General features: G+C 52.9%; 17 protein-coding genes. 4 read left to right on the forward strand and 13 right to left on the reverse strand.

Going from position 1 to position 25,371, the window contains the following annotated elements:
• Positions 1-12: 12 nt before the first annotated feature.
• From FJM74_RS04805 to FJM74_RS04840, 8 genes are all read right to left on the reverse strand, one after another.
• Positions 13-1,311 (reverse strand): DUF4302 domain-containing protein, encoded by a 1,299-nt coding sequence (locus FJM74_RS04805; RefSeq protein ID WP_187261427.1) that lies wholly within the window; start codon positions 1,309-1,311, stop codon positions 13-15.
• 17 nt (positions 1,312-1,328) lie between these two features.
• Complete coding sequence (locus FJM74_RS04810; protein ID WP_187261428.1) at positions 1,329-2,174, reverse strand: zinc-binding metallopeptidase; 846 nt, start codon at positions 2,172-2,174, stop codon at positions 1,329-1,331.
• A 16-nt stretch (positions 2,175-2,190) separates the two neighbouring features.
• The gene (locus tag FJM74_RS04815; RefSeq protein WP_187261429.1) at positions 2,191-3,648 is read right to left on the reverse strand and encodes a RagB/SusD family nutrient uptake outer membrane protein; all 1,458 of its coding nucleotides are present in this window, start codon (positions 3,646-3,648) and stop codon (positions 2,191-2,193) included.
• Between the two features lie 15 nt (positions 3,649-3,663).
• Complete coding sequence (locus tag FJM74_RS04820) at positions 3,664-7,086, reverse strand: SusC/RagA family TonB-linked outer membrane protein (protein ID WP_187261430.1); 3,423 nt, start codon at positions 7,084-7,086, stop codon at positions 3,664-3,666.
• 688 nt (positions 7,087-7,774) lie between these two features.
• Positions 7,775-8,362 carry a hypothetical protein gene (locus FJM74_RS04825; RefSeq protein WP_187261431.1) on the reverse strand — a complete coding sequence of 196 codons (588 nt, stop codon included), beginning with the start codon at positions 8,360-8,362 and terminating at the stop codon, positions 7,775-7,777.
• A 765-nt stretch (positions 8,363-9,127) separates the two neighbouring features.
• Complete coding sequence (locus FJM74_RS04830; RefSeq protein WP_187261432.1) at positions 9,128-9,598, reverse strand: hypothetical protein; 471 nt, start codon at positions 9,596-9,598, stop codon at positions 9,128-9,130.
• A 91-nt stretch (positions 9,599-9,689) separates the two neighbouring features.
• A complete protein-coding gene (gene murB, locus FJM74_RS04835; protein WP_187261433.1) occupies positions 9,690-10,706 on the reverse strand; it encodes a UDP-N-acetylmuramate dehydrogenase in 1,017 nt (338 codons plus the stop codon).
• Between the two features lie 478 nt (positions 10,707-11,184).
• Positions 11,185-12,945: a sodium:solute symporter family protein gene (locus FJM74_RS04840; protein ID WP_187261434.1), complete on the reverse strand. Its 1,761-nt coding sequence runs from the start codon at positions 12,943-12,945 to the stop codon at positions 11,185-11,187.
• A 339-nt stretch (positions 12,946-13,284) separates the two neighbouring features.
• Here FJM74_RS04840 and FJM74_RS04845 point away from each other — a divergent pair, with 339 nt between their 5' ends.
• Positions 13,285-14,478, forward strand: a complete 1,194-nt coding sequence (locus FJM74_RS04845; protein ID WP_187261435.1) for a THUMP domain-containing class I SAM-dependent RNA methyltransferase — start codon at positions 13,285-13,287, stop codon at positions 14,476-14,478.
• A gap of 68 nt (positions 14,479-14,546) precedes the next feature.
• Here the strand turns inward: FJM74_RS04845 and FJM74_RS04850 are convergent, their stop codons facing one another.
• A complete protein-coding gene (locus tag FJM74_RS04850; protein ID WP_187261436.1) occupies positions 14,547-15,107 on the reverse strand; it encodes a sugar O-acetyltransferase in 561 nt (186 codons plus the stop codon).
• Positions 15,108-15,167: 60 nt separating this feature from the next.
• The gene (locus FJM74_RS04855) at positions 15,168-16,313 is read right to left on the reverse strand and encodes an MFS transporter (RefSeq protein ID WP_241738949.1); all 1,146 of its coding nucleotides are present in this window, start codon (positions 16,311-16,313) and stop codon (positions 15,168-15,170) included.
• A 270-nt stretch (positions 16,314-16,583) separates the two neighbouring features.
• On the opposite strand from FJM74_RS04855, the gene FJM74_RS04860 reads away from it, so the two are divergent.
• Together FJM74_RS04860 and FJM74_RS04865 are read left to right on the forward strand one after the other, a co-directional pair.
• Positions 16,584-17,528, forward strand: a complete 945-nt coding sequence (locus FJM74_RS04860; protein ID WP_187261438.1) for a hypothetical protein — start codon at positions 16,584-16,586, stop codon at positions 17,526-17,528.
• The gene (locus FJM74_RS04865) at positions 17,521-18,207 is read left to right on the forward strand and encodes an ATP-binding cassette domain-containing protein (RefSeq protein ID WP_187261439.1); all 687 of its coding nucleotides are present in this window, start codon (positions 17,521-17,523) and stop codon (positions 18,205-18,207) included. The genes FJM74_RS04860 and FJM74_RS04865 overlap by 8 nt, the downstream gene beginning before the upstream one ends.
• 466 nt (positions 18,208-18,673) lie before the next feature.
• On the opposite strand, the gene murA is transcribed toward FJM74_RS04865, so the two are convergent.
• The 3 genes from murA to FJM74_RS04880 form a co-directional block, all read right to left on the reverse strand.
• Positions 18,674-19,978, reverse strand: coding sequence for a UDP-N-acetylglucosamine 1-carboxyvinyltransferase (murA, locus tag FJM74_RS04870; RefSeq protein ID WP_187261440.1), 1,305 nt, complete (start codon positions 19,976-19,978; stop codon positions 18,674-18,676).
• 5 nt (positions 19,979-19,983) lie between these two features.
• Entirely contained in the window at positions 19,984-20,679 is a 696-nt protein-coding gene (locus FJM74_RS04875) for a DUF4290 domain-containing protein (protein ID WP_187261441.1), read from the reverse strand.
• Positions 20,680-20,873: 194 nt separating this feature from the next.
• Positions 20,874-23,117, reverse strand: a complete 2,244-nt coding sequence (locus FJM74_RS04880) for an ATP-dependent helicase (RefSeq protein ID WP_187261442.1) — start codon at positions 23,115-23,117, stop codon at positions 20,874-20,876.
• Between the two features lie 568 nt (positions 23,118-23,685).
• On the opposite strand from FJM74_RS04880, the gene FJM74_RS04885 reads away from it, so the two are divergent.
• Entirely contained in the window at positions 23,686-25,239 is a 1,554-nt protein-coding gene (locus FJM74_RS04885) for an ankyrin repeat domain-containing protein (protein ID WP_187261443.1), read from the forward strand.
• Positions 25,240-25,371: the final 132 nt, after the last annotated feature.

Genomic DNA, 25,371 nt, shown 5'->3' on the forward strand with positions numbered 1-25,371 from the left:
TTCCAGCCTCATTTATCTGGCCAAAGGCAACCAGGCCTTTCCGTCACGGGCGCTTACCAGGTCGGCGGTATTTTCGCTGGTTCTGATCAGGTAGTAGCCCTGCGGATCGGTCCATTGCTGCATGGTGGCACTCACGGCAGCCTGGTGTTGTTCAGGGATTGTTCCCAACGTTCCCAGCTGCGCGAAAACGATGCGGCCGTCTCCGGTAAAGGTAGGAAAAGCAGCCAGTCCGTAAGGAAGCTCCAGGGCATTGCCGGCTGCGTTAATAAACAGGAACCCAAGCAGATCGTACTCTTTGTTCTGGTATACATCGTACTTCGCCCAGTAGCTTAATTGATAGAAGTTAGGTAAGGAGCGCAGGTTATGCGCATCTTCCACACCGTTAATGGTAAATCCGCCTGGTGAGGCCCAGTAGTCTGCCCCTGCGTTATGAAAAGCCCGGGCGGCCTGCACATCCACCCGTGCCGGCCGGGCTGCTTCCTGAATGGTGGCTGCCTCGCCGCTCACTGTCAGGTTGAACCGGTTTGCCGCCATATCGTACTGCACCGCATCGAAGGAAAGTATACTGACTCCCGCAGCCGCAAAAGGCTCCAGCAGCATAATGCCATCGGCCTTAAAGCTAAAGCTGGTGGTAAAGGATCGGGGTGTCTCGCCTTCAAAATAAATAAAGGTTATTCTACGGTTATCCGGGTCGAAGTTAATGTCGAAGGCGTTGGTGCCGATGGTAAGTCGCTTGAAATAGGATGTAAACCTGCTGAAGTTGGCAAACATTTGTGCCGAGGCGGTAACTCCTGCTATGTAACTTTCCGCTTCGGCCTGGGTAGCTCTTGTGAGCACAAGGCGGCTGGTCATGATGTTGCCGGTAAGCGTAATTATATCGGGTGTGACTTCCGTAAACGAGAACTCAAAGTCAGAATTCTTACCTGCACCCCAGTCGCCGCCACTGACCGTGGCGTCCGGGTCAGAGAGGATGTGCAGGTAAGAGTAGGTATCGAACAGGAGGGAAGGGCGCTGCATGGTTTTCAGGCGATAGGTGCTTTCCAGGGCTGTGGCGGTAGAGGCATTTATATCGCTGGACATGATCACGCGATCATCTTCCGTAAACTTAAACAGGAAGTTGTAGCCACCTCCGCCCCTAGGGTATAAAGTAGCTTTCCAGCCGTAGGGGGAGCTGATCAGCTGGGCTTTGTATTCGCTCAGGGCCTTGCTTAGCCGCTCCTCCGGCCGCTCGCCAGGTGCAGGCTCATTGTCTTCGCGGCAGGCCGTAAGGAACGCAGTAAGCAAAAGGCAAAGCAGAAGTATCTTTCTCATCTCCGTAAGTCTTGGTCTTAAAGGGTGGCAATAGCCGTCTGGGTTCTGGTCTGAAGGCTGTAAAAATCAATGTTCCAGGCATCTTTAAAATACTGCACCACGATCTGCTCTTTTTGCCGGAACAAAGGTTGTGCCTCAGCTGGCGCACTGTTCACAATAGCATCGAAGCCTGCTCTGCCTTCAATCAGCATAATAGAGATCATCTCCACAAAATCCTCGTCGGGGCTGCTGCGGGCATACTGGGTGATAAATCCTTTGGAGAGGGCTTCCTGCAGGGAATAGTCATTCCAGCTGGCGGTATAGCCGGTGCTGATGTTGCGGTAGGGCTGCGGGTACATAATGGTCTGGTGCAGAATGTGGGCGAATTCGTGATGGATGGTGTGCAGCATCTGCCGCACTTCGCCTTTTTCAGTTTTGGCGAAGTTGTTGATCACAAAGAGCACGATTTTGCGGCCACCCTCTGCCGTACCTAGTGTAATAGTGCCGTTGTTGTTGTATGAGGCACTACCTACCAGCACGAACTGCTTCGGCGATAAGCGCTTGATAAAAGTGGAGCCAGCCTCAGTTTCATATGGGTCAATCCAGGTGTATTTGATGGTCTCCATTACCGGAATCACCTTATCCTCCCGTACGGGGGCCAGCACCCGGTCCAGCGCCAACTCATGGCGATCGAAGCGGTATTTTACTTCGATATTATAAGGCACTACAAAATTCTGGATGAGCCAGTTGTCGAGGGCACCGGGTGTCCAGCTGTCGGGGGTAAAGTCGATGTTTGAAATATTGAGTTCCTCTTCGTCGGAACAGGAAGTGGCCAGGGTGGTGGCCATACACAGCATCAATATCTTTAATAGGTGCTTTTTCATCTGAGCCTTTCTTTTCTTAACGGGGATTTAGTTCAATGCCAGCCAGGGTTGCCTCCTGCGGTATCTGCAGCACCCTTCGCGGGTCGTCCGGAGTCAGGGTGTAGGTTTGCCCGTCGGCGGTGGGGTGCGTTACGGTCAGGTTGTGGCGAAGTATATCGAACCACCGCATGCCTTCCTGCACAAACTCGGCCGCTTTAAAGTCTAGCAGCGCCAGCAGGAGCCCTTGCCTCACATCGGAAGTTCCATAAAAGGCTCGAAGCTTTGCGTCGGTAATAGCGTGGTTGCCAGCATTGTAATTGGCAATACGGTTTCGGGCGTAAACTGTCAGATCAGCCCGGGCTTCTGCCAGCTGGTTGAGCCCCAGATATGCCTCCGCCCGGTTAAACAGTACCTCCTCGGCGGTAAAAAGCGGGAAGATGGTATAAGGAAACCCTATCTCGGCATTAGGATCTGTCCGGACAAAATGCTCCCGGAACTTCAGAACCAGCCAATGGTCGGTGCCCTGTGTATACAGCGGTTGCACCCAGCGGGCACCAGTCACATTATTGCTCCTGAAGAGTTGATTGACGATAGGTGTTGCGAAGCCATAGCGGTAGCGGGCATAGTTACGGGCCCATAAAGAGGCGGTTTCTACGAGTAGCAGGTTGGCGTTTTGCGATGCTTGCGTATAGATGGCCAGACCCTCGTTTGCGGTCAGGTTGCTGTACACGCTTACCCAGGGGCGGAGGTTTGGCTCTATGTTGCCGCCTGCAAAAACCTGGTTGGCATGGTCTATCACTTTCTGATACTCTTTTTTGAAGAGGTAGAAACGGGTGGCGAAGGCATGGGCAGCCGCCGTGTTAAAATGGTACTTGGTAACACGGTAGGCATTGTTGTTGAGTAGTGGAATGCCCGTCGTCAGGTCTGTTTCTATCTGCTGGTACACGCTTGCCACCGTGCCACGGTCATACTGCGCCAGCACGACTCTTTCCGGTTCCGTCACATACGGAATGCCCGGATCTGAGGCAGCCGTAGCCGGGTCGTACACTTTGGCAAACAGCGTAACCAGCATAAAGTGGGCGTAGGCTCTGGCTACTAGGGCTTCGCCTTTCTGGGCGTTGTAGGCTGCAGGGTCCGGTGCGTTGGCAATGGCATCGAGGGCATGGTTGGCAGCCGCTATGGCAGCGTAGCAGGCATTCCAGTAGTTGTCTGGCGAGCCCTGGGCCTTACTTTGCACATCCTGAAAAAAGTACGGGTTGCGGTTTCGCTCATCCACCACAGCACCAGAGGTATTGCCCTTGTCCAACGCCAGGTCCGACATGGCTTCGGTAAAAGTGGCATAATCGGCCTGCGGATAGGCCGTAGCTAGCAGCTCGCTTACCTTCTGCACAGAATCCAGTTGGGTACGCTGGTCCACGGCCTGCTCCAGGTAATCGTTGCAACCCGACACAGCTACCATGCTGCCTAGAAAAGTATAGAATATTATTTTCTTCATGGTCATCAAACTGAATTAGAACCCGGCTTTAAGAGACAAGGTAAACTGGCGCGGCACTGGCATGGCTACACCGCCGGAGTTAAAGAATTCCGGGTCCTGGCCATTTAAGCGCTTGTCGGCATAGATCAGCCAGAGGTTGTTAGAAACAATGCTCAGCGACAGGTTGCTCATGCCCACCGCGCTGCTGTACCTGGCGGGCAGGGCGTACCCCAGCGACACTTGTTTTAGCCTCACAAAATCACCATCCACCACCCGGGCGGAGGAGTAGTTGTAGTTGTTGTACGGGTAACCCTCTGTAAGCTGCGATGCCTCAAAAAGCTCCAGCAGCGAGGGCACATCTGTTCTTTCCTCATCTATGGGCATCACCCACCGGTAGAGGAAATAATTCGGTAAAGCATCTATGGAGGTGTAGCTTGTCCGGAAGGCAGGGGTGAGCCTGATTTTATTGCCGCCACTATAGGTCACCAGAGCAGAAAGCGTAAAATCTTTAAAGCGCAGGCTGTTAAACCAGCCGCCTGTAAGGATCGGGTCTACGGGGCCTTCGTACTTCAGGTAAGATATCTTGTCGCTCTGCAAATACACATTGCCACTGCTTTCTCCGTTTTCGTTTCGGAAAATCGGCGTGCCATCTTCCGAGTCGAGGCCCTGGTAGCGGATCGAAAAAAGGCCTCTGTACGGATAGCCTTCGCGCGGGCCGCCTTCCGGAATCACCAGCGACCAGATATCGGGGTTGCTCTTCAGGTTCGTTATTTCTCCACGGTTAAAGCCTAGTGTGAACTGCGTTCTGAGTTTCAGGTCCTGGTTGTCGATCACGCCGCCGCCAAGGGTCACTTCCACTCCATAGGAGCGCATGTCGGCGTAGTTGGCCACTTTATATTCCTCCCCACCAATACCAGAGGTCCGGATGCGGCCGATCAGGTCGAAGCCGTTGCGCAGGTAGCCGTCTACGGTGAGCTGCAGGCGCTCGTTGAACATGCCTACATCCAGCCCCACGTTGGTTTCGTACTGCTTCTCCCAGGTCAGTTCCGAGTTTTCTAGGTTCTGGATGTAGATCATGGATTCTACTTCAGTCAGGTAAGGCCGGCGGGTACTGCCGCTCTGCAGCACCAGGCTGGAGTTAGTGGCATTGCCCATGCTGGCGGTTAGGCCGTAGGTGGCGCGCAGGGTCATCCGGTTCACCATCTCCAGGGATGCCATAAATGGTTCTGTGTCGATATTCCAGGAGCCGCTCACGTTCCAGGTAGGCAACCAACGAGCCGTGCGCGATACGCCGAGCAGGTTAGAGCCATCATAACGCACAGTGGCGTTCAGGTTATATTTCTGGTTGTAGGAGTAGGCGGCGTTTGCCATGTACGCCAGAAACCTGTCGTACCGATAGTTCATGTTATAGTAATTGAAGTTGCCTTCCACGCCTTGCTTAATGGCATTCGGGTCTATGAAAGGAACTCCGCCTTTGTCGTACTGGTAGCCATAGCCGGTAAAGCCTTTGTTCTGCCGATCGGCATAGCGCAGCTCCTGCGAGGTAAACAGCCGCACCATGTGCACTTCGTTGTAGGTATTTTCCCAGTCGAGGGTGTTGCGGAGGTAGTAGCTGGATAGGTTGTCGTCGTTAGCGATGTAGAAACCACCGTATGGCAGCACCGATACGGGCTGGGCTTCCGGGTCGTCCGGATCGCGGTACAGGAATTTGTTGCGATCCTGGATGGTGGCATCTACTCCCCCTAGGCCATAAATGGTGCCGGCCCGGTAGGCCATGGCCATGTTGGCAGCCTCGCGCACCTTATGCTCCCGGTTTGTTTTGGCGTAGCGGATGGCTCCTGAGAAGTTGTAAGTCAGGTTGGGCAGGATTTTGTAGTTCACGTCGCCCTGCAGTTTCAGGTCCAGCACCGAGATGTCGAGGCTGTTGTTGTCCAGCTCGTGCAGGATGTTGAAAGGGGAGTAGTTTCTTCTGAAGAACTCCCGGTTGCCGTTCTCATCGTAGGGGGTGAGGGTGCGGCTGGTGTTCACTACGTAGCTGAAGGGATTGATGTCGAAGTCGCGGTTGTAAGCTCCCGTAACAGGGTCGCTGATTCGGGTTACGGTTCCCGGTGCCTGCTGATCGCGGATCGAGCCCTGGGAGATCAGGCCGACAGACAGCTTATCGGATACATTGAAATTTGCCCTGGCATTTCCGGTAAAGCGTTTCACTTTGTCGGCCACGGTCCAGCCATCGTCCTGCAGGTAGCTGGTAGAGAAATAGAGCTGCGATTTTTCGGTGCCCGACGAGATGCTGAGGGAGTGCTCCTGCATAAAGGAGTTCTTAAACAGCACATCGAACCAGTCGGTGTTGGCGCGGGCGTAGCGCTTCAGGAATTCACCTCTTGCTTCCGGTGTGTTCATGAGCCCGAAAGTGCCGGTAGCAGGATCGTAGGAATCTGTGATAAGGTCGGCCATTTTGGAATACACGCCCCCGTTCTGCGCCCGCGAAACCTCTGAGTACCGCAGCCAGCCTTTCCCTTCCATTTCGAGGTAGAGGGCCATCTGGTCCGCTGAGTTCATGATATCGAAGTTGCTGTAGCTGGGCTTCAGGTAGGTGGAGTAGTTGCCGGTGTAGGAAACAATCGGCTTGCCGATCTTGCCGCGTTTGGTCGTGATTACCACCACCCCGTTCATGGCACGTGCGCCATAAAGTGCCGTGGCGGAGGCGTCTTTCAGGATCTGAAAGCTTTCGATGTCATCCGGGTTTAGGCCAGCCACCGAAGAGCCGATCAGGGTGGAGGGGTCGCCGGTGGAAAGCTGCTCGTTCGACACGTTCACCACGTCTTCCAGGATGATGCCGTCTACCACCCAGAGCGGCTTATTGTCGCCAGTAATGGAGGTGGCGCCGCGCACCCGTATTTTAGGGGCCGCCCCGAACGTGCCCGACACGTTCTGCACCGATACGCCGGCCACACGCCCTTCCAGCATCCGGCTCACATCGGTTATACCCTCGCGTTTGGCATCGTCGCCCTTCAGCAGCACGGCGGAGCCTGTAAACATCTTGCGGTCTATGGTCTGGTAGCCGGTTACCACCACCTCTTGCAGCACATTGGTGTTCTCCTGCAGGGTGAGGTTAATGGTCTGCTGGCCCGCCACGGGAACCTCGGTAGTCTTGTAGCCGATCATGGTAAAGACCAGTACAGCGTTGTTGTCCTGCACCCTGAGCTGGTAGTTGCCGTCCATGTCGGTGGCGGTGCCGTTGCTGGTGCCTTTCTCCATTATTACCACGCCCATCATGGGTTCTGCTGCTGCGCCTCTTGCGCCGGGTATGAGCACGGTGCCCTTTACCAGCAAGCCATCCTGCTGCACCGGCCGGGCTGCCGCAAGAGCCAGAGTGGGTGCCAGAAAGGTGACTGGGAGGAGCGGCAGCAAGAGCAGGAGGTGAAGGCAAACTCTCTTTTTGTAGAAATCGATATCCATATAATTCAGATCTTTCCTGGGGGTAAGGGTTGGCAGTATTTTTCTAACAAGTAAGCTTGGGAGCTTCGTCAAATAATTACTTAGAAATTCAAAACCATAAATTTTCACACAGCTGCTTTCTAACAACACTAGAGGCGTTTTGTGTCTGATTTTTAATTTTGACTTGCTGAAATTGTTCTGACGACTTTAGTAACTACTTATTTCTAAATCAAAGCAGGAGTTTCCGGAAAACACTGTAAACTGTATAGTATAACCTGGAAAAAAGGGAGGCACAAGCTACCGAAGTCAGCTTTATTGCATAATCCTGAAAACCTATTGCCGCGTTTTCTGCAGCGACAGGCGGCGTTCTCTCTCTTATCAGGCGGCAAGGAATTGTATGCTATTTCAGGTAAATTATACTCATTACCCCTGTTTAAGTTTTTTGTTCAGCCACTAATTTTATGTGCAGCAGGAGGTATGCTTGGTGCCATAGATCCTAGTGTTGTGAAGGAGTTTTGCCGGCTTCAAGGTTAAGGGTGTCAGAAGTAGGGCCTTGCCGCTCCGCTTCAAAATATGTCGGCCAGTCAGGTTCCTGGGCATTACTGATCTGAAAACTGTAGGGGCAGTTAAGGCCATTAAACTAAACATGGCGGGCTGTTTTAGATACAGTCCGCCATGTTTAGTTTAATGGCCTTAACTGCCAGGGCTATTATTTTCTGATTTTCGGGATGTTCTGCTCCGAGATGTTGTAGTATTTCACAACTTCCTCATAATTGCTGTAATCCACATTTGCAGAGGCCTTTCTGCCACCTTCGAATTCACCTGGAATTATTACGGCCCTGAACCACATGTCGGTCAGGTTTTCGGCGTTTATGCCTGCCAGTACTGCATCTGTTGCCTCCAGAAGAAGGAACAAGACCGTGTTGGAGGCGGCGAAATTAAAAATTACGGGCCCCGCTTCCAGGAAAATAGTCTGGGGGAGGGGGCTCCAGAGTGGCGTGCCATCATCAAGGGTATAGGTGGGCATATATACCAGCACCATGTCGGACTCGGCTGCTCCCAGGCTCGACAGGTCAAATCCTTCGCTGTATTCATTTGCTGCATTAAAGGTGGCTTCCAGGTCAAACACCCGGGCTGTAGTTCCTGTAGCCGTGCCAGGTGTGCCGGCAGGCCCCTGCGGTCCCTGTGGCCCCTGCGGGCCTTGTGGTCCCGGAGCACCTTCTGGTCCTTCAGGGCCTTCACAAGCCTGCCCAAAGGCAAGCCCTATGAACATGATAAAGTAAAGCAGTTTTTTCATAAGTATCGAAAGTTGAGGGTTGAATGGTGATTCATATTAAATCGGAAAGTAAGTTTTTTTGAGGAATTTAAATATTGTTTTCACTTTTATTATTTGAGTCTGAACAAATTGTTATGCTATAGCGCCAAAAACAGAAGGCCATAACCCTGGCCGCACTACCCGGGCTTTCCTCAGGGAGTACAACGCTACCTGCATGCAAGCAAAACCCGTCGCACAAAAGCAGGATCAGCAGGGGCAGCAGAGGCCTCTGAAGGGCATTTTTGATTAGAATAATTCGAGTGCCCTGCCAGGCCTTTCTCTAACGAGCCCGGCAATGCTAACGTGATGGTACATAGAAGCTGCTCCACTTAAAATTGGCTCGCCTTCTAAGAACTATGCTTTGCCTTAGTTGTTGCTGAGATGCTGGTCAGCAGCAGTAACAAGTAAAAACACCTCTGGAGGGCCTTTTTTATTTGAATAATTGGAGGGTGTAACCAATAAAGTAGCTTGCACCTGTCTCCGCTGCCGCTCTGGCAGGTGTCCTTTCCCTGTTTTATTGCAAGGTCGGCCTTTCAAGCCAGCGTCCGGAATCTGATCGATGGCCTGATATCAGGCCAGGCAGTAGCCCTCTAGCGTCCTCCCTGTCAGCTGCCAGTAAGTTCTACACTCAAAATATTTAGCACAGCCCGGCTGCTAGCGCTGACCAGGCCGATGAGCATGAAATGTTTTCTGGCTTTGGCAGTCTGGTAAGTTCCGAGATGCCGGTACGGCCTGTTCGGCTTGGTACTAATTGCTTACAAAGTGCACTTCTAGTGGGATTTGTAAAGGATTGTTAGGAACCGTTACTGTAGTGGTGAGAATAAGGCTGGTCGCCGTCAAGGTTTTGATGTCTACTTCTTCGTTCAGCCCAAAGGTAGAGAGCAGGTCAAAATAGATTGACGTGTCTTCTTTGCGCAGCTCCCAGGTGCCAGAAAGCGGCACTGATTGGCCTTTTTCGGAATACGTGGCCGTGTAGGTGCCGTCTTTTTTGAAAACGAGGACCATGGTTTTAATGTCAGGAAGCATGTCGGCCAGCTGTGGGATAGCATAGGCATCCATGCCCAGTGCCAATACCTTGTCGCCCTGCCAGCTCTTGGCTGTCAGCCGGTCTTCTGCGGTTAGCTCTGGCTCTGGCTCGTTCTTATCTTTCTTGCAACCGGTAAAAAAAGTAAAGGCAAGGAGTATGGCAATCAGCGGAAGTAGTCGGGAAGTTTTCATCTTTCATATAAATAGTTGCTTTGCTATACTTTAATTTCAAAAATTTGTTTGCCTGCCTGCCAAAGTGCCTGTTGCCGCCGCTCTGCCCCGCTTATAAAATATTGACTTCGGGGTGCAGGGAAATGCCGAACTTCTCCTGCACCGACTGTATAATTTCCTGCGCCAGGCTCTGAATGTCGCCGCCGGCTGCTCCGCCATAATTTACCAGCACCAGCGCCTGGTTTTTGTGCACGCCATAATTATTTATGACTTTCCCTTTCCAGCCGCACTGCTCTATGAGCCAGCCAGCCGGCACTTTCACGGTCTGCGCAGATACCGGGTAGGCTGGAATAGAGGGATATTTGGACTTGAGTAGCTCGAACTGCAGGATCGGGATCTCAGGGTTCTTAAAGAAGCTGCCGGCATTGCCGATCTCTTTCGGATCGGGCAGTTTGCTCATGCGGATGGCACAAACCGCCACGCTCACATCCTGAATGGTGGGCTCCGTGATCTTCATCTCCTGGAGCACCTCCTTTATGGCGCCATAACTGGTGTTGAGGCAGTGCGTTTTGTTTAGGCGCAGCGTAACGGAGGTCACCACATATTTCCCTTTGGCCTCGTTTTTGAAAATGCTGTCGCGGTAGCCGAAGCGGCAGGCCTCGTGGTCGAAGATATACGGCTCGCCTGTGGCCAGTTCCACGGCCTCCAGCTCATGGAACACATCTTTCAGCTCCACCCCATAGGCCCCGATGTTCTGGAGCGGGGCGGCTCCTACAGTGCCCGGAATCAAGGAGAGGTTTTCGAGGCCGCCTAACTGCTGCTTCAGGGCAAACAGCACCAGGTCGTGCCAGGCCTCGCCGCCGCCCGCGGTTACGTAAGCATATTCTCCATCCTCGTCGGCCAGCTGAATGCCTTTTATGTTGTTGAACAGCACCGCGCCGTTAAAATCTTTCGTGAACAGGATGTTGCTGCCACCGCCCAGGATCAGCTTCTCGGCCTGCCTGACCTCAGGTATCTGGAGCAGCACCTGAAGCTCGGCCAGGCTGTCGAACTGGGCAAAATACCTAGCTTTTACGTCTATACCGAAGGTGTTGTAAGGCTTTAAAGAAATATCGGACTGTAGCTTCATTGGTGTTTATTTTCTGCAAAGATATACGTTTGTGGCATTGGTGCAGGCCTAAACTGCAGCCAGGTTTTAGCTGCTGGTTTATGAATGAAAATATCAAGGCGCAAAACGAAGGCATTCGGTTAAGGGTGATGTTCTCTAAACTTATGCAGCTGACTGCTGACGGATAGAGGGCAAGTGCAAAAGCCCAGTAAGCCTCTGGAAGGCCATTTTCATTCGAATAATTACCCCAAACAAAACAACCTGTCTGGGATAATTATTTACGCTGTCGTGGCAAACTTGCAGTACGTACTTTTTTTGCTAAAGCATTAACCTCAGCAAACCGATATTGCCCATCCTGAAAATCAGAAGGATGGAAGTACGAGCTACAAGCTCGCACTAGCGAAAAGTGCCTGCTATTTCGTCCTGAATTTTTCCCTGCAAGACCAGCTCCGGAAGGCCTTTTTCATTCAGATAATTCTATTCGCAGCTACCTCCCGCCTCAATCCTCAAAAAAGCGGATGCGGCCCGAAACCTTGATCATCAGGAACATCGATACCAGGGCCACGGCCAGCCAGATAAAGAAGCGATCGTAGTTCTGGAAAATAAAGTCGCCGATCAGGAACAGCGTGCTATACACCATCATCACGGCCAGCGCCCAGCCCAGCAGCAGGTGGTACACTTTTGTTTTGGGCTTCGGTAGGCCCAGCGATTTCCGGATAGGTCGCCAAGCGCCATCCGGGGTTATTTTCTGGTAAAAGGCCTGCAACTTTGCCTCGGGGACCGGAGCAGTTACATAGGTGGCTACCAGCCAGGCCGCGGTAGTGAAGCCAACCGTCAGAAAAAAGCTGTTCGGGAATTCCCAGCCCAGCACAAATTTTGCCACGGTGTACCCAACAAAAGGGGCGATGGTGGCCACTATCTCGCTCCAGGCATTTATCCGCCACCAGTACCAGCGCAGGATCAGCACGAGGCCCAGCCCGGCGCCTGCCTCCATTATAAAGGCCCAGACAGCAGAAATAGAAGTGATACGCGTAGAAACCGCCAGCCCTACCATCATTAGGAGCACAGTGGCAGCCCGCGAAGCGGTTACGAGCTCCTTCTGGCTGGCATCCGGTTTTACAAAGCGGGCATAGAAGTCGTTGATCAGGTAACTGGCTCCCCAGTTGAGTTGTGTGGAGATGGTACTCATGTAGGCGGCAAAGAAGGCGACGAGCAGCAGCCCCTTCATGCCAGAAGGCAAAAAGTCTTTCATGGCCATGACAAAGCCCAGCTTTTTATCACTGGCAGCCAGATCGGGGTACAGCACCACTGCGCACAGGGCCACCAGTATCCAGGGCCAGGGGCGGAGGCAGTAGTGGGCTATCTGGAAGAAGAGGGTAGCGTAAAGGGCGTGCTTCTCGTTTTTGGTGCTCATCATGCGCTGGGCAATGTAGCCCCCCCCACCCGGTTCGTTGCCGGGGTACCAGCTGGCCCACCACTGCACTGTGGTGAAGGCCAGAAAAGCGCCGAGCGAAAGCGTGAGCGTTTCTGCTACGCCTGCCACCCCCGGGCTGCCATTACCGACGTTCGGAAAGTAGTCCAGCGACCAACCTGGCAGTTTTTCCTTCAGCCCGGAAATACCCCCGATCTGATCAGAGTTAACCACCAGCACAGCCAGCACGATGCAACCAAACATGGCGATCGTAAATTGAATCACATCTGTAATAGCAACACCTAAAAGGCCTGATAAGGAGGAATATATCACTACCACCACCATAGCTAGGCCCACATATAGCAGCTGCTCCGATTTGGGCACCTCAAAGAAAACTTCTATGATGGACATCAGCGCCACATTTACCCAACCAATGATAAGGCTGTTCATGAAAATGCCCAGGTAAATGGCCCGGAAGCCCCGCAGGAAGGAGGCAGGTTTGCCGGTATAGCGCATCTCAATAAATTCCAGGTCGGTGATGATGCCTGCCCTGCGCCAGAGCCTGGCGAAGAAGAAAGTAGTGAGCAGGCCGCCCAGCAGCATGTTCCACCAAAGCCAGTTGCCGGCAATGCCGCTCTGGGCTACCAGCTCCGTCACGGCAAGGGGCGTGTCGGCGGCGAAGGTGGTGGCGACCATGGAGGTGCCGGCAACCCACCAGGTAAGGTTGCGCCCGCCCAGGAAGTAGTTGGCAAGGCTGCCGCTGGCTTTGCCCGTATAGCTGATGCCAACTACCAGCGTTAAGGTTCCGAAAGCAGCAATTACAATCCAGTCAATAAAATCGAGGTGCATGAGTTGTAGTTATGTAAATGAGCAGAAATCGTTTGTATCGGGTTCTGGTACAGTAAGGGCACAGCGCCGGATGGGGCTGAAAACTGCCTGAATTATTTAAATGAAAAGGGCCTTCCAGCGCCTTTTTTATGTTTCGGATACTGTTACCTATTCGTAAACAGGCTGCACGTACCAACTACTTCCGCCCGAACAGCAGCGTTAAGGTCACAAAGTAAGCATAAGGGGCTAAACAGGAAACCTGCAGGTCAATTTTTTTGCTGCTTTAGGGGCTATTGCTACAACAAAGGCTAAGAAGTAAGGGTAAAAAAGTGCAGTTTTGTAACGAATAAGAAAGAAACAATGGCAAAACCAAACCCTAACGGCAACTTCAACATCATTGCTACCACGCTTACCGGTCTCGAGGAGGTACTGGCTGCAGAACTGGCTGCGCTCGATATGGAGTTTATTAAAACAGGAAACAGGGTAGTTACCTGCTCCGGCAACCTGCGTCAGCTGTACGAGGCCAATATGTGGTGCCGCACCGCCATCCGCATCCTCAGGCCGATCCGCAATTTCAAAGCCCGTGATGAAAAAGACCTCTACCAGCAGGTGAGTAAGATAAACTGGAGCGACCACCTGAGCCTGGAGCAGACCTTTGCCATCGATGCCGTGGTTAGCCATTCCACGTTCGAGCACTCGCTGTTCGTGGCCCAGCTTGCCAAAGATGCCATCGTGGACCAGTTCCGGAAGGTAACCGGAGAGCGCCCCTCCGTGGACCGCATCCGCCCAGATATCCGCATTAACCTGCACATGCACGAGAACATGGTCACGCTCTCCCTCGATTCGTCCGGCGACTCATTGCACCGGCGCGGCTACCGCGAGCAGACCAATGTGGCTCCGCTCAACGAGGTGCTGGCTGCCGGCATCATCGGCCTGTCGGGCTGGGACAAAAAGTCGGCGCTGGTAGATCCTATGTGCGGGTCGGGCACTTTGCTGATAGAAGCGGCTATGCTGGCGCAGAACCTGGCCCCCGGCCTCTTCCGCCGCGACCCCTTCGGCTTCGAGAACTGGAAAGACTACAACGAAGACCTGTTCAAGATGGTCTGGCAGACTGCCGAGGCCAAGGAGCGACAGGAGCCGCAAGCCACCATCATTGGCTACGACATAGACCCCGATTATGTGGAGGCCGCTCGCGTGAACATCGAGAACGCCGGGTTGGAGAAAGTGATAAAAGTGGAGCAGGCAGATTTTTTCCAGACCAAAGCGCCTGCCGAGCATGGTGTTTTGGTGGTTAATCCGCCTTATAATGAGCGGATTGTGTCTGATGATATCAACTTGTTGTATAAGCAGATGGGCGATACGCTGAAGAACAATTACCAGGGCTTCGATGCTTTTATCCTAACAGGCAACCTAGAGGCAGCCAAGAACATTGGCCTCCGCACCACCCGCCGCACACCCCTCTACAACGGGGCCATAGAATGCCGGCTGCTTAAGTACGAACTTTACAGAGGGAGCAGGAGAGGAGCCAGCGAAGAGAAAGAAGGAACAGAATAGCGTTGATTATAAGAAAGGAAGCCCGGGGAAATCAACTCCCCGGGCTTCCTTTCTTAAAGGCAAATAAATCAGGAAGGTAACTCTTTGATAACCTTACAGGGGTTCCCGGCCGCGAACACATTGGCAGGAATGCTTTTGGTAACCACACTTCCGGCGCCAATAGTCGTGTTGTCGCCGATGGTGACGCCGGGGCAGACCACCACGTTGCCACCCAGCCACACGTTATGGCCAATGGTGATCGGAAAGGCCAGTTCCGGACCTTTTATCCGCTCCGAGGCAACCACCGGATGCGAAGCCGTGTAGAGACTCACGTTGGGGCCCATCATTACATTATCGCCGATGGTCACAGCGGCACAGTCCAGAATGGTGCAGTTAAAGTTCATGTACAGGTTCTCGCCAGCGTAAATATGGCTGCCGTAGTCGCAGAAGAAAGGGGCCTGGATCTCGATCTTTTCACCCATACTGCCCAGCATCTCCTGCAGCAGGGAGCGTTTCGCTGCTTCATCCTCAAATGGAATCTGGTTGTACTTTGTTATTAACGCCCTGGCGTTGCGGCGCATTTCTACCAGTTGTGACTCGTAAGCCTGGTAAAGCTCCCCATCTAACATTTTCTGTAATTCGGATTTCATATGTTGCCCTGTTAAGGTGTTGTTTTGATAATTTAATGTATAGTGCTGGTTGTTAATTGTTTATGAGGATTGCCTTCCATGCCTTGTCCTGCCAAAGTAGAGGTGGACCAGGAGCGCCAGAATGGAAAATGCCAGCCCCACCAGCACCACACCATTCCAGTGCCAGCGTTGCCAGGCCTGGCTGGCCAACAGCGTGCCGGTGGCGCCACCGGTAAAGTAAGTGACCATGTAAACGGTATTCAGGCGGTTACGGGCAGCTGGGTCCAGCGAGAACACCAGCGTCTGGTTGGCAATGTGTGTGGCCTGCAGCCCCAGGTCGAGCAGCACGACACCTACCACCAACCCAACAAAGCTATGGCTGAAGGTGCCAAAGATAACATACGAAACAATAATCATGAGCGTGGTAGCCGTGATTATATGGCGGGTGTTCACCTTGTCGGCCAACCGGCCCATTACCGAGGCCATGACAGCCCCGCCAGCCCCAACCAGCCCGAAGGCTCCGGCCACATCGCTGCCTGCGTTAAATGGCGGCTCCTCCAGCAGAAAGACAAGCGTGGTCCAGAAGCCGCCAAAGCAGGCAAAGGTAAGGGCTCCTCTTGCGGCAGAAAGGCGCAGGAGCGGCTCCTCCCGGATCAACGTGCCCAATGACTTCATCAGGCTTTTGTAGGATCCTTTGTAATCGGGATGCAGTTCAGGCAGCAAGGCGTACAAGGCGATGGCCAGCAGCAGCATAAGGCCGGCCGCAATCAGGAACATGGCTCTCCAGCCCAGGTGCGCTCCCACAAACCCACTGACGGTCCTCGACAAAAGCACCCCGATCAGCAAGCCGCTCATAACGGTGCCAATAGCTTTGCCCCGGTTCTCCGGCCGGGCCAGCTGCGCCGCCATGGGTACAAACAACTGCGGCACCACAGAGGTAGCGCCTATCAGCAGACTGGCCACCATCAGGGTATATATATTGTTGGCGAAAGCCGCCAGCAGCAGCGACAGGATGATGAATATAAAGTCGGTGAGGATCAGCCGTTTTCGGCGGAACATATCACCTAAAGGAATAATCAGCAGCAGGCCGATGGCATAACCTACCTGTGTGAGCATTGAGATAATGCCAGCCCTGGCCTCCGGCACTTGAAAGGTCCTGGCAATTTCACCTAACAGTGGCTGGTTGTAATAGTTGTTTGCCACCACCAGGCCAGAGGATATGGTCATGAGCCAAAGGGTTAAACTGGTCAGAGCAGGTTGAGTGCTTGTTTCGTTCATCAATATAGTTTGAATTGATAGAAGTGTCGGCCTCAAGGTACGGAGGAGGAAGCGGAATTGATCTGCCTTTTTATCCGTAAAGCAAAAAATGGCAACCGTACTGCCCGGCCGCATAAGGAGTTCCCTTCTTTCGGAGGTGGTGATGGCAGAAGCAGTAAGTCAAGGTGAAAATTCAGGTAGGGATAAACTAGATTTCCTGCTATATTCGTTCAGGACAATATGGAAATCAGGCAAATAATTTGGATACGCTGGCGACAGCTTGGCAGGGGCTTGGCAGGGCTTTCGGTGCTGCACTGGCTGCTCTTCCTGATTATTGCTTTTGTGGCAACAGCCGCTCTGCTACAGCTCCTGATGGGCCTGGCAGGAGCGGCTGTTATCAGCGGCCTGTTTGCAGGCCTGGTACTCTCGCTGCACCTTAGCCGAAGCGACAGGCAATTCGTGAAGCTGTATGCTGCACAGCCCTGGATGATCTACCTGTGCGAGTACGTGCTGCTGACTGTGCCGCTGCTGCTCCTGCTGCTGCTAACGCCCTACTGGTACCTTGGTGGTGCGCTGTTAGCTGCTATGGCGCTGGTGGCGCTGCTGCCCTACAGTTACAAACCTTCCGCCGCGGGCTTTAGTTACAGCCGCTGGTTGCCGGCTCAAAACTTCGAGTGGATAGCAGGCTTCAGAAAGTATGGACTTTACATCCTGTTGCTGTACCTGGTGGCGCTCCTGCTGGTGCCGGTAAAGCTGCTGTCGTTGTTCCTCCTCTGGTTTATCACGTCTATCCTGCTGGGCTTTTACCAGGAGTGCGAGCCGCTGCACCTGCTGCGGCTGTCGGGAGCAGGTGCAGCAGGCTTTCTGCGGAAAAAGCTGCTGCAGCACTTAAAGCTTTACTTGTTGTTCTGCCTGCCTTTGCTGCTGATCTACATTATGTTCCATCTGGATATGTGGTATCTGCCGCTTGTTTTTATGCTGCTGCTGTGCCTGAATGTGTGCTTTTTTATTTTGTCGAAATACGCTTTTTACAGACCGGGCATGTCGCTTGCCGGTAGCAGTTTGCTGAGTAGTCTGGCCATGCTGAGCAGCCTGCTGCCTTTCCTGATCCTGCTGCCGCTGGTCATGAATGTAAGGTTCTACGCAAAAGCAGTTTCTAACCTCAACAGTTATCTGGATGATTGACATAAACAACCTGGAGGTGTCCTACGAGGGGCAGCCCGTGTTGCAGGGGTGCAGCCTCCGCTTAGCACCCGGGCAGGTGCACGGACTGGTAGGGCTGAATGGGGCAGGTAAAACCACCCTGCTCAACGCTATGGTAGGCATCGTGAAGCCGCAGCAGGGGGAGGTGCTCTACCATGGGCAGAAGCTGCAGCACAGGCAGGTCGGCTACCTGGAGGCCAGTAATTACTTCTACCGCCACATAACAGGCCACGAGTACCTGCGCCTTTTTCCGAACACCTCAGCTGGCTTCGATACAGACACCTGGCAACAGCTCCTGTACCTGCCGCTCAGCCACCTGATCGAGACCTACTCCACGGGCATGAAGAAGAAACTGGCCCTGCTCGCCGTCCTGAAGCTGGACCGCGGGATCGTGGTCCTGGACGAGCCTTTCAACGGGCTGGACCTGGAGGCCAGCCAGCTGCTGAAAAGTATCGTGCTCAAGCTGCGGGAGCGGCAGAAAACAGTCATCATCACCTCGCACATCTTCGAGAGCCTCACCAGCCTCTGCGACCAGATACACTACCTGGAGAACGGCCGCATTGCAGAGTCGCTGGCAAAAAGCGGCTTCCGCGATTTCGAAGACCGGTTGTTCAGCATTATCCGGAAGCGGCACGAGGAACTGATGCTGAAGGTGCTTTAAAGTTAGGGTGTTAAATGGTTAAATGGTTAAATTGTTAAATGGTTGATTTGAAAATGTGGGGATTTAAAGATGAGTTTCCTGAGCAGAATTTAAAAGCTATCAACTCTCAACTTTTAAAGTAGTTCCTGTGTCTTGTTTCCTTTTCAGCAGCAGCAGCTCCGCAGGGGTATTTTCATTCAAATAATTCGGAATCAGGTTCATCAGGACAATCCTTTCCATCAAGGTTCAGACAAACAGCAGCAGCAGCAGCAGCAGCAATTTGTTTTACCTCCGGAGGGGCGTTTTGATTGGAATAATTGCCTCAATCCGCGTTAAGCATTCTAATAGGCTTTACTAAGAACAATCAGGTAAGTATGGTCGGGGCAGTTTGATGAGAAGTAACTTAACAGGAAAGGCAGCCCTGTTAGAGCTGCCTTTCCTGTTAAAGCTTGTTGAAAAAGTCTTGTGTCCTGTGTCTACAAAAATGTTAAAGTCTTGTGATTTGCGCGCCGAGGGCGTTCAGGCGGCCGTCTATGTTCTGGTAGCCCCGGTCTATCTGCTCTACGTTGTTGATCACGCTGCGGCCTTCTGCGGAGAGTGCGGCAATCAGCAGGGCTACCCCGGCGCGAATGTCCGGAGAGGTCATGTTGATGCCTTTTAGCGGCACCTGCTTGTTCTGACCGATAATGGTGGCCCGGTGCGGGTCGCACAGAATGATCTGGGCGCCCATCTCTATCAGCTTGTCCACAAAGAAGAGGCGGCTCTCAAACATTTTCTGGTGGATGAGGGCCGTGCCTTTTGCCTGTGTAGCCACTACCAGCGCAATGCTGAGCAGGTCGGGGGTAAAGCCAGGCCAGGTGTGGTCCGAAACGTTCAGGATGCTGCCGTCTATGTAGGTATCGATTTCGTAATAGTCCTGCGACGGGATGTAGATATCGTCGCCACGGTACTCCATCTGGATGCCTAATCTTCGGAAAGTGTCGGGAATGAGGCCGAGCTCGGGGATCTGGCAATCTTTAATCGTGATCTCGGAGCCTGTCATGCCGGCCATGCCGATAAAGGAGCCGATCTCGATCATGTCAGGCAGCAGGCGGTGCTCGGTACCTCCCAGGTTCTCCACGCCTTCTATCGTGAGCAGGTTCGACCCTATGCCACTGATTTTGGCTCCCATCTGGTTGAGCATACGGCACAGCTGCTGCAGGTAAGGTTCGCAGGCGGCGTTGTAGATGGTGGTAGTGCCTTCGGCCAGGGCTGCAGCCATTACAATGTTGGCGGTTCCGGTTACAGAAGCCTCATCGAGGAGCATATATACTCCTTTCAGGCCATTGGTCTCGATATGGAAAAAACTGTCCTGCGTGTCGTAAGAAAAGGTGGCTCCCAACTTCTCCAGGCCAATGAAGTGCGTATCCATGCGGCGGCGGCCAATTTTGTCGCCTCCTGGCTTGGGCAGCTTGCATTGCCCGAAACGAGCCAGCATAGGCCCCAGGATCATAACAGAACCCCGGATAGCACGCCCCAGCTTCACAAATGACTCGGTCTGCAGGTAGTCCAGATCAATGTCATCAGCCTGAAAGGTATAAGTGTCGGGGGCTGTGCGGTTTACTTTCACGCCCAGGTTGCTGAGCAGTTCGATCAGTTTGTTAACATCTACAATATCCGGAAGGTTAGAGATGGTAACGGGTTCCGGGGTGAGGAGTACGGCACACAGAATCTGAAGCGCCTCGTTTTTTGCCCCCTGCGGGATGATGTCTCCTTTAAGTTTGTTGCCGCCAATTACTTCAAATGAAGCCATTCAGTTTATTTGTTTCTGGTGTTAGAGGTAGTTCTGGTGTTTTTTCGGTTCCGGTTGGAGTCGCCACGGTCGTTCCTGTCGTTGCGGTCGTTGCGGTTTTGCTGCTGGGGGCGCGGGCTGGCCGCATCCTGACCGGGTGGTTTGCCTGAGCTTTCGAACAGGTTGTTGCTCTCGATAAACTTTAAGTCCATATCAAGTTTTCCTTTAGACATCTGGCGGATGTCGTTGAGAATAATATCGTCTGTGATGCTTTCCTTGTTATAGGCGCGGTAAAGCGTTTTCATGAGTTTGCCCAGCGACACAATGGCGGACTCGCGCTCGGCCGGATCTTCGAGCTCCGTGGCCCGTTGAATAAGCAACTCCACGTTATTGCCATAATGCTTGTAGCGAGGTGTGTGAAGCGGGTACTGCATGGGCTGCGGCTTATCGTTGAGGTACTCCATGGCGCTAAGCGGGTAGGGAGCGTCCACATCGAGCTTGGAACCGGACATTACATACAGGTGGTTCCAGAGTTTCTGCTGCGCATCCTGAATGTCGCGGAGCTGCGGGTTCAGTTTGGCCATCAGGTTGATGAGCAACTGCGACAGGCGTGTGCGCTCGGTTCGGTCTTCTATGGTCAGGATGTGGTTTACAAGGTCCTGTACGTTTCTACCGTACTCGCGCAGCAGCAGATCTTGTTTAAATGTAGTACTAGCTTCCATTATTTTTTAAAATTCAAAATTAGAAATTCAAAATTAGAAATTCGGGGGAATCAGCATTTAGAAATTTTTTCCGTGGGTTTAGGGTCCTTAGTAGTACGGATTCTGCGCAGGAAGTTTAACAGCGCATGCCCGGCAACCGTCTTAACCGCTACACCACCCGCTCAATTTCTAATTTTTAATTCATAATTTCTAATTTAACTGTGTATGCGCAGCTTGGCAAAGCTCAGCAGCAGGGTTTTCTCACCCACCTCGTCGAAGTTGATGATGGCTTTGGTACTGTTGCCCTGGGTGTCCATTTTGGAAACGGTGCCGAAACCGAATTTGGGGTGCTCTACCTTCATGCCTGCGGCCAGTTTGGAGGTATCGCTGGGTGTAAAGTCGGCAGGGGCGGTGTAGTTGCTGGCCACCTGCTTGCGTGGCGGGGGGGGTATGAGGTTACTTGCACTGCTCTTGCGCTGCAGCACCTTTTCGAACATGCTGTTGCCCTGCACATCGCCGTACTTGAAGTTCAGGAAGCGGCTGTCGATCTCATCCACGAACCGGCTCTTTTCGCAGGCCCGCAGGTTACCCCACTGGTAGCGGCTGGTGGCATAGGTAAGGTACAGTTTTTTCTCGGCACGCGTAATGGCCACGTAGAATAGCCTCCGCTCTTCCTCCAGGTCGGCGCGGGAGTTCAGCATCATCTGGCTCGGGAACAGGTTTTCTTCCATGCCCACGATAAACACGTTCTTAAACTCCAGTCCTTTGGCTGAGTGTATAGTCATGAGCGTCACGAACTCCCCGTCGTCATCGGCTTTGGTGTCGGCGTCGGTAATGAGCGCAATATCCTGCAGGAACGCCGACAAGGATTTGTCGTCCTTCTCAGGGTCGTCTACATATTCTTTTATACCGTTCAGCAGCTCCTGTATGTTTTCGTAGCGGGCGAGGCCCTCCACAGTTTTATCGGCATACAGGTCGTCTACAATGCCGGAGTGTTTGGCTACGTGCTTGGCTACTTCGTAGGCGTCGCTGTTTTCGGCGATGCGGGCGAAGTCGCGGATCATGATCGAAAAATTCTCGATGGCCGTGCCTACCCGGTTGCCCAGGAACTCGGTTGCATTCTGCACCACTTCCCATACCGAATGGTTGATATCGTTGGCCGTAACAAACAGTTTCTGCTCAGTTGTCTCGCCAATGCCGCGTTTGGGATAGTTGATAACCCGCCGCAGCGCCTGCTCGTCGTTCGGGTTCACCGTGAGGCGCAGATAGGCGATGAGGTCTTTTATTTCTTTGCGTTGGTAGAAGGAGAGGCCCCCGATGATCTTGTACTTGATGTTCATGCGGCGCAGGGCTTCCTCCATTGCCCGCGACTGTGCGTTGGTGCGGTACAGGATGGCAAAGTCGTCGTAGGAGAAGTGGTTGTTCATCTTCTCCTCAAAAATGGTGGTGGCCACCAGCTTGCCTTCCTCGTTGTCGGAGTTGGCTTTGATGACCTCGATCAGCGGACCTTCCTCGTTGTCGGTAAAAACGTCTTTGCGGAGCTGGGCCTGGTTGTTTTTGATAACAGAGTTGGCAGCATGCACAATGTTTTTGGTGGAGCGGTAGTTCTGCTCCAGCTTAAACACCTGCAGCTCCGGGTAGTCGCGCTCAAAGTTGAGGATGTTCTGGATGTCGGCACCACGGAAGGCGTAGATACTCTGCGCATCGTCGCCCACCACCACAATATTGCGGTTCTGGGCTGCGAGCTTGCGCGTGATCAGGTACTGGGAATAGTTGGTATCCTGATACTCGTCCACCATCACGTATTTAAAGATGTTCTGGTATTTGTTCAGCGCATCGGGATGGTCTTTAAAGAGCACGTTGGTGTTGAAGAGCAGATCGTCGAAGTCCATGGCGCCGGCAGCGAAGCAGCGTTTCTGGTACATTTCGTAAATCTTGCCTATTTTCGGGCGCATGGCGGCCTCATCGTCGGCCTGGATAACCGGGTCGCTGAGGTACTGGCGCACCGAGATCAATTTGTTTTTGGCAGAAGAGATACGGCCCAGCACCACGTTCGGCTTGTAGAGCTTATCGTCGAGGTTCATCTCTTTCACGATGTTCCGGATCAGCGTCTTGCTGTCGTCGGTATCGTAAATGGTGAAGCTTTTGGGATACCCGATCTTGTCGGCCTCTGCCCGCAGAATACGCGAGAACACGGAGTGGAAGGTGCCCATCCAGATGTTCTTCGCCTCGTTGCCGATCACCTTCTCGATACGGTGCCGCATTTCTTTGGCCGCCTTGTTGGTAAAGGTCAGTGCCAGAATGTTGAAAGGATCAACCTGCTGACTGATCAGGTGGGCGATCCGGTAAGTAAGCACTCTTGTTTTGCCGGAGCCTGCACCGGCTATAATCATGGCGGGTCCTTCGGTATGAAGCACTGCCGCCCGTTGCGACTCATTTAATAAACTGATATAATCCATTTCTTCTCTTCCGCGTGCGTCTTAAAATCAACGCAATTTACGAATACTAATCCGGATTCAGAATGCTCTGTACAGAATTAGGTTGGGAGGCGCTGCTTTTGCGGAATTATTCCAATGAAATTGGCCCTCCGGAGGTTCTGCCGCTGTTTGTCTGAACCCTGAATTGAAGGATTTCCTGGATGAACCTGATGACGGATTATTGGAATGAAAAAGCCCCTCAGGAGGCTGTTTCGGCTGCCACTGCTACTGCTGCTCTTCAGGACTTCCTAGTCCGAAACAGCAAGGTAATTGGCAATGCGTGCTTATGCTTCTCCGAAGCAATGATAGTCGGAGACTCCCTGACATAAAAGAACATAGTCGAAAACTACGCCCGGCGGTGGGGGTGAGGCAGTTGCAAAATCAACCATTCAGCAACGAACAACCACCAAGCAGCAATTCAGGGAGGCAACAATTGGTAGTAAGGGGGTAAAATCGTTAATTTGTGGTGTGGTGTTTGATATCGGTATTAAGGTTAACGCCTTAGGTGCGGCCACAGCCACCTTTTTTAGTTTGTAGATTTATCATTCCTATGAAAAACCTGTTACTCCTGCTGTTCTTGTTTTCTTTACACCAACATGGGCTGGCACAGGCATTTCCTCCAGGCATGACGCCTGTTCAGAAGACTGTTCCTGTCAACTTAAAGGCCGCCGTGGGCTGGCGCTCCCCCGAAACGCAGGAAGCAGTGGCCCTTTACATTGCCTTGCAGCACGAGGCTGCCTACGCCAAGTTCCGGGAGGCTGTGGCCAATGGCGACAGCGATGCCTATTATTTTATGGGCCGCATGCAGCAGCACCGTGAACTGCGGTCTGCTTTACATCTAAGCGACTCTGTTGAACTCAAGAACCCCGAAGTATATTTCGCCGCTAACCGCGACTCTGCCCGCTACTACTACCAAAAAGCTGTACGGGGCAATTGCCTGCTGGGCCACCTGGGCCTGGCCGAGCTGATGACCCTGAAAAGTGTGGACGACGAAGAGCAGTTTAAACGCCACATGAAGAGCGCTTCAGTCGACATAAAGGAAAAAGCGGCGGCAGGAGATGCCTTCTGTAACCGCATTCTGGGCAGCATGTTCTACAACGGCTTTGGGGAGCGGGAGGACAAGGCGAAGGCATTCCAGTATTTCAATAAGGCGGCCGCCCAGAACGACGTAGTTTCCTATGGCTACCTAGGCAGCCTGTACATGGAGGGAGAGGGTGTAGCCAAAGATAGAGACAAGGCTTTTTACTGGTTCAAAAAAGGCGCAGAGGCCGGCGACCGGGAGGCCAGCTACTCGCTGGGCCTGTTTTATGAGGAAGGCCAGCGAGGAAAATCAGACCTGCGGGAGGCGCTGAAATGGTACAAGCGCGCCATGGAAAAAGGCAGCATGATGGCCTACGAGCAGCTGAAGCAACTCGATGAAAGCCCGGAGTCTAAACTGCTGCTCGGTGCCATGGACCGAAACCCTGACCTGATCGCCAGGGCCGTGGAACTGGGGGCCAATGTGAATTGCTCGCATAACCCACAGGGCTTCGATATCGATTTTAAGGGGCGAACACCGCTCATGCATGCCCTGTACCTGCCGCACCTGATGGAAGGCTACGGCACAGTATATCATCCGGAGGTCAGGCTGGAGGCATTTCGTTACCTGCTGCAGCATGGAGCCGACATTCACCAGACAGACGAGGATGGCAAAACACCGCTCATGTTTGTAGTGAGCGGCACCAGGGTAAATTCCGAGGCATTTGAAAAGGAACAGCTGCACTTGCTCGACACGCTGATAGCTTTGGGTGCTGATCCGAATACCAGAGACCTGAAGGGAAATACTGCCCTGATGTATGTGCTGGAGTTTGGCAAAGGGCAGGGCATGGCCGAAATACAGCGGTTATTGGAGGCAGGGGCAGAGATAAACGCGCAGAACGAGGAGGGCAAGTCGGCACTCATGCTGGCCTGCGACCTGAACCTGAGCAACGAGATGATTCTGCTGCTCCTTTCTGCCGGAGCAGACCCTAAATTACTGGATAAGGCGGGTAAGGCAGCTATCCAGTTTACCAGGCGCGATAACATTAGAAATATGCTGTTAGCTGCCGGTTCGCCGGAGTTTTAGGCGTCTACTCATGTTTTGCTGAGGCAGTGTGCTAGCAAAAAGCCGCCTTCCTAAACTATTTTCTGTCTAACTTTGTCTTTCGTTTTAAGCAGCGGCCATTGGTAGCGGCACCCATATTTTATATTACTGATT

Source organism: Pontibacter beigongshangensis, assembly GCF_014332515.1.
GTDB lineage: Bacteria > Bacteroidota > Bacteroidia > Cytophagales > Hymenobacteraceae > Pontibacter > Pontibacter beigongshangensis.

Coding starts and splice junctions, on each gene's coding strand:
- FJM74_RS04880 (WP_187261442.1), bottom strand. CDS start 23,117: ATGGATTATATCAGTTTATTAAATGAGTCGCAACGGGCGGCAGTGCTT.
- FJM74_RS04820 (WP_187261430.1), bottom strand. CDS start 7,086: ATGGATATCGATTTCTACAAAAAGAGAGTTTGCCTTCACCTCCTGCTC.
- FJM74_RS04875 (WP_187261441.1), bottom strand. CDS start 20,679: ATGGAAGCTAGTACTACATTTAAACAAGATCTGCTGCTGCGCGAGTAC.
- FJM74_RS04805 (WP_187261427.1), bottom strand. CDS start 1,311: ATGAGAAAGATACTTCTGCTTTGCCTTTTGCTTACTGCGTTCCTTACG.
- FJM74_RS04860 (WP_187261438.1), top strand. CDS start 16,584: ATGGAAATCAGGCAAATAATTTGGATACGCTGGCGACAGCTTGGCAGG.
- FJM74_RS04840 (WP_187261434.1), bottom strand. CDS start 12,945: ATGCACCTCGATTTTATTGACTGGATTGTAATTGCTGCTTTCGGAACC.
- FJM74_RS04830 (WP_187261432.1), bottom strand. CDS start 9,598: ATGAAAACTTCCCGACTACTTCCGCTGATTGCCATACTCCTTGCCTTT.
- FJM74_RS04845 (WP_187261435.1), top strand. CDS start 13,285: ATGGCAAAACCAAACCCTAACGGCAACTTCAACATCATTGCTACCACG.
- FJM74_RS04825 (WP_187261431.1), bottom strand. CDS start 8,362: ATGAAAAAACTGCTTTACTTTATCATGTTCATAGGGCTTGCCTTTGGG.
- murB (WP_187261433.1), bottom strand. CDS start 10,706: ATGAAGCTACAGTCCGATATTTCTTTAAAGCCTTACAACACCTTCGGT.
- FJM74_RS04865 (WP_187261439.1), top strand. CDS start 17,521: ATGATTGACATAAACAACCTGGAGGTGTCCTACGAGGGGCAGCCCGTG.
- FJM74_RS04815 (WP_187261429.1), bottom strand. CDS start 3,648: ATGAAGAAAATAATATTCTATACTTTTCTAGGCAGCATGGTAGCTGTG.
- FJM74_RS04885 (WP_187261443.1), top strand. CDS start 23,686: ATGAAAAACCTGTTACTCCTGCTGTTCTTGTTTTCTTTACACCAACAT.
- FJM74_RS04810 (WP_187261428.1), bottom strand. CDS start 2,174: ATGAAAAAGCACCTATTAAAGATATTGATGCTGTGTATGGCCACCACC.
- FJM74_RS04855 (WP_241738949.1), bottom strand. CDS start 16,313: ATGACCATATCCTCTGGCCTGGTGGTGGCAAACAACTATTACAACCAG.
- FJM74_RS04850 (WP_187261436.1), bottom strand. CDS start 15,107: ATGAAATCCGAATTACAGAAAATGTTAGATGGGGAGCTTTACCAGGCT.
- murA (WP_187261440.1), bottom strand. CDS start 19,978: ATGGCTTCATTTGAAGTAATTGGCGGCAACAAACTTAAAGGAGACATC.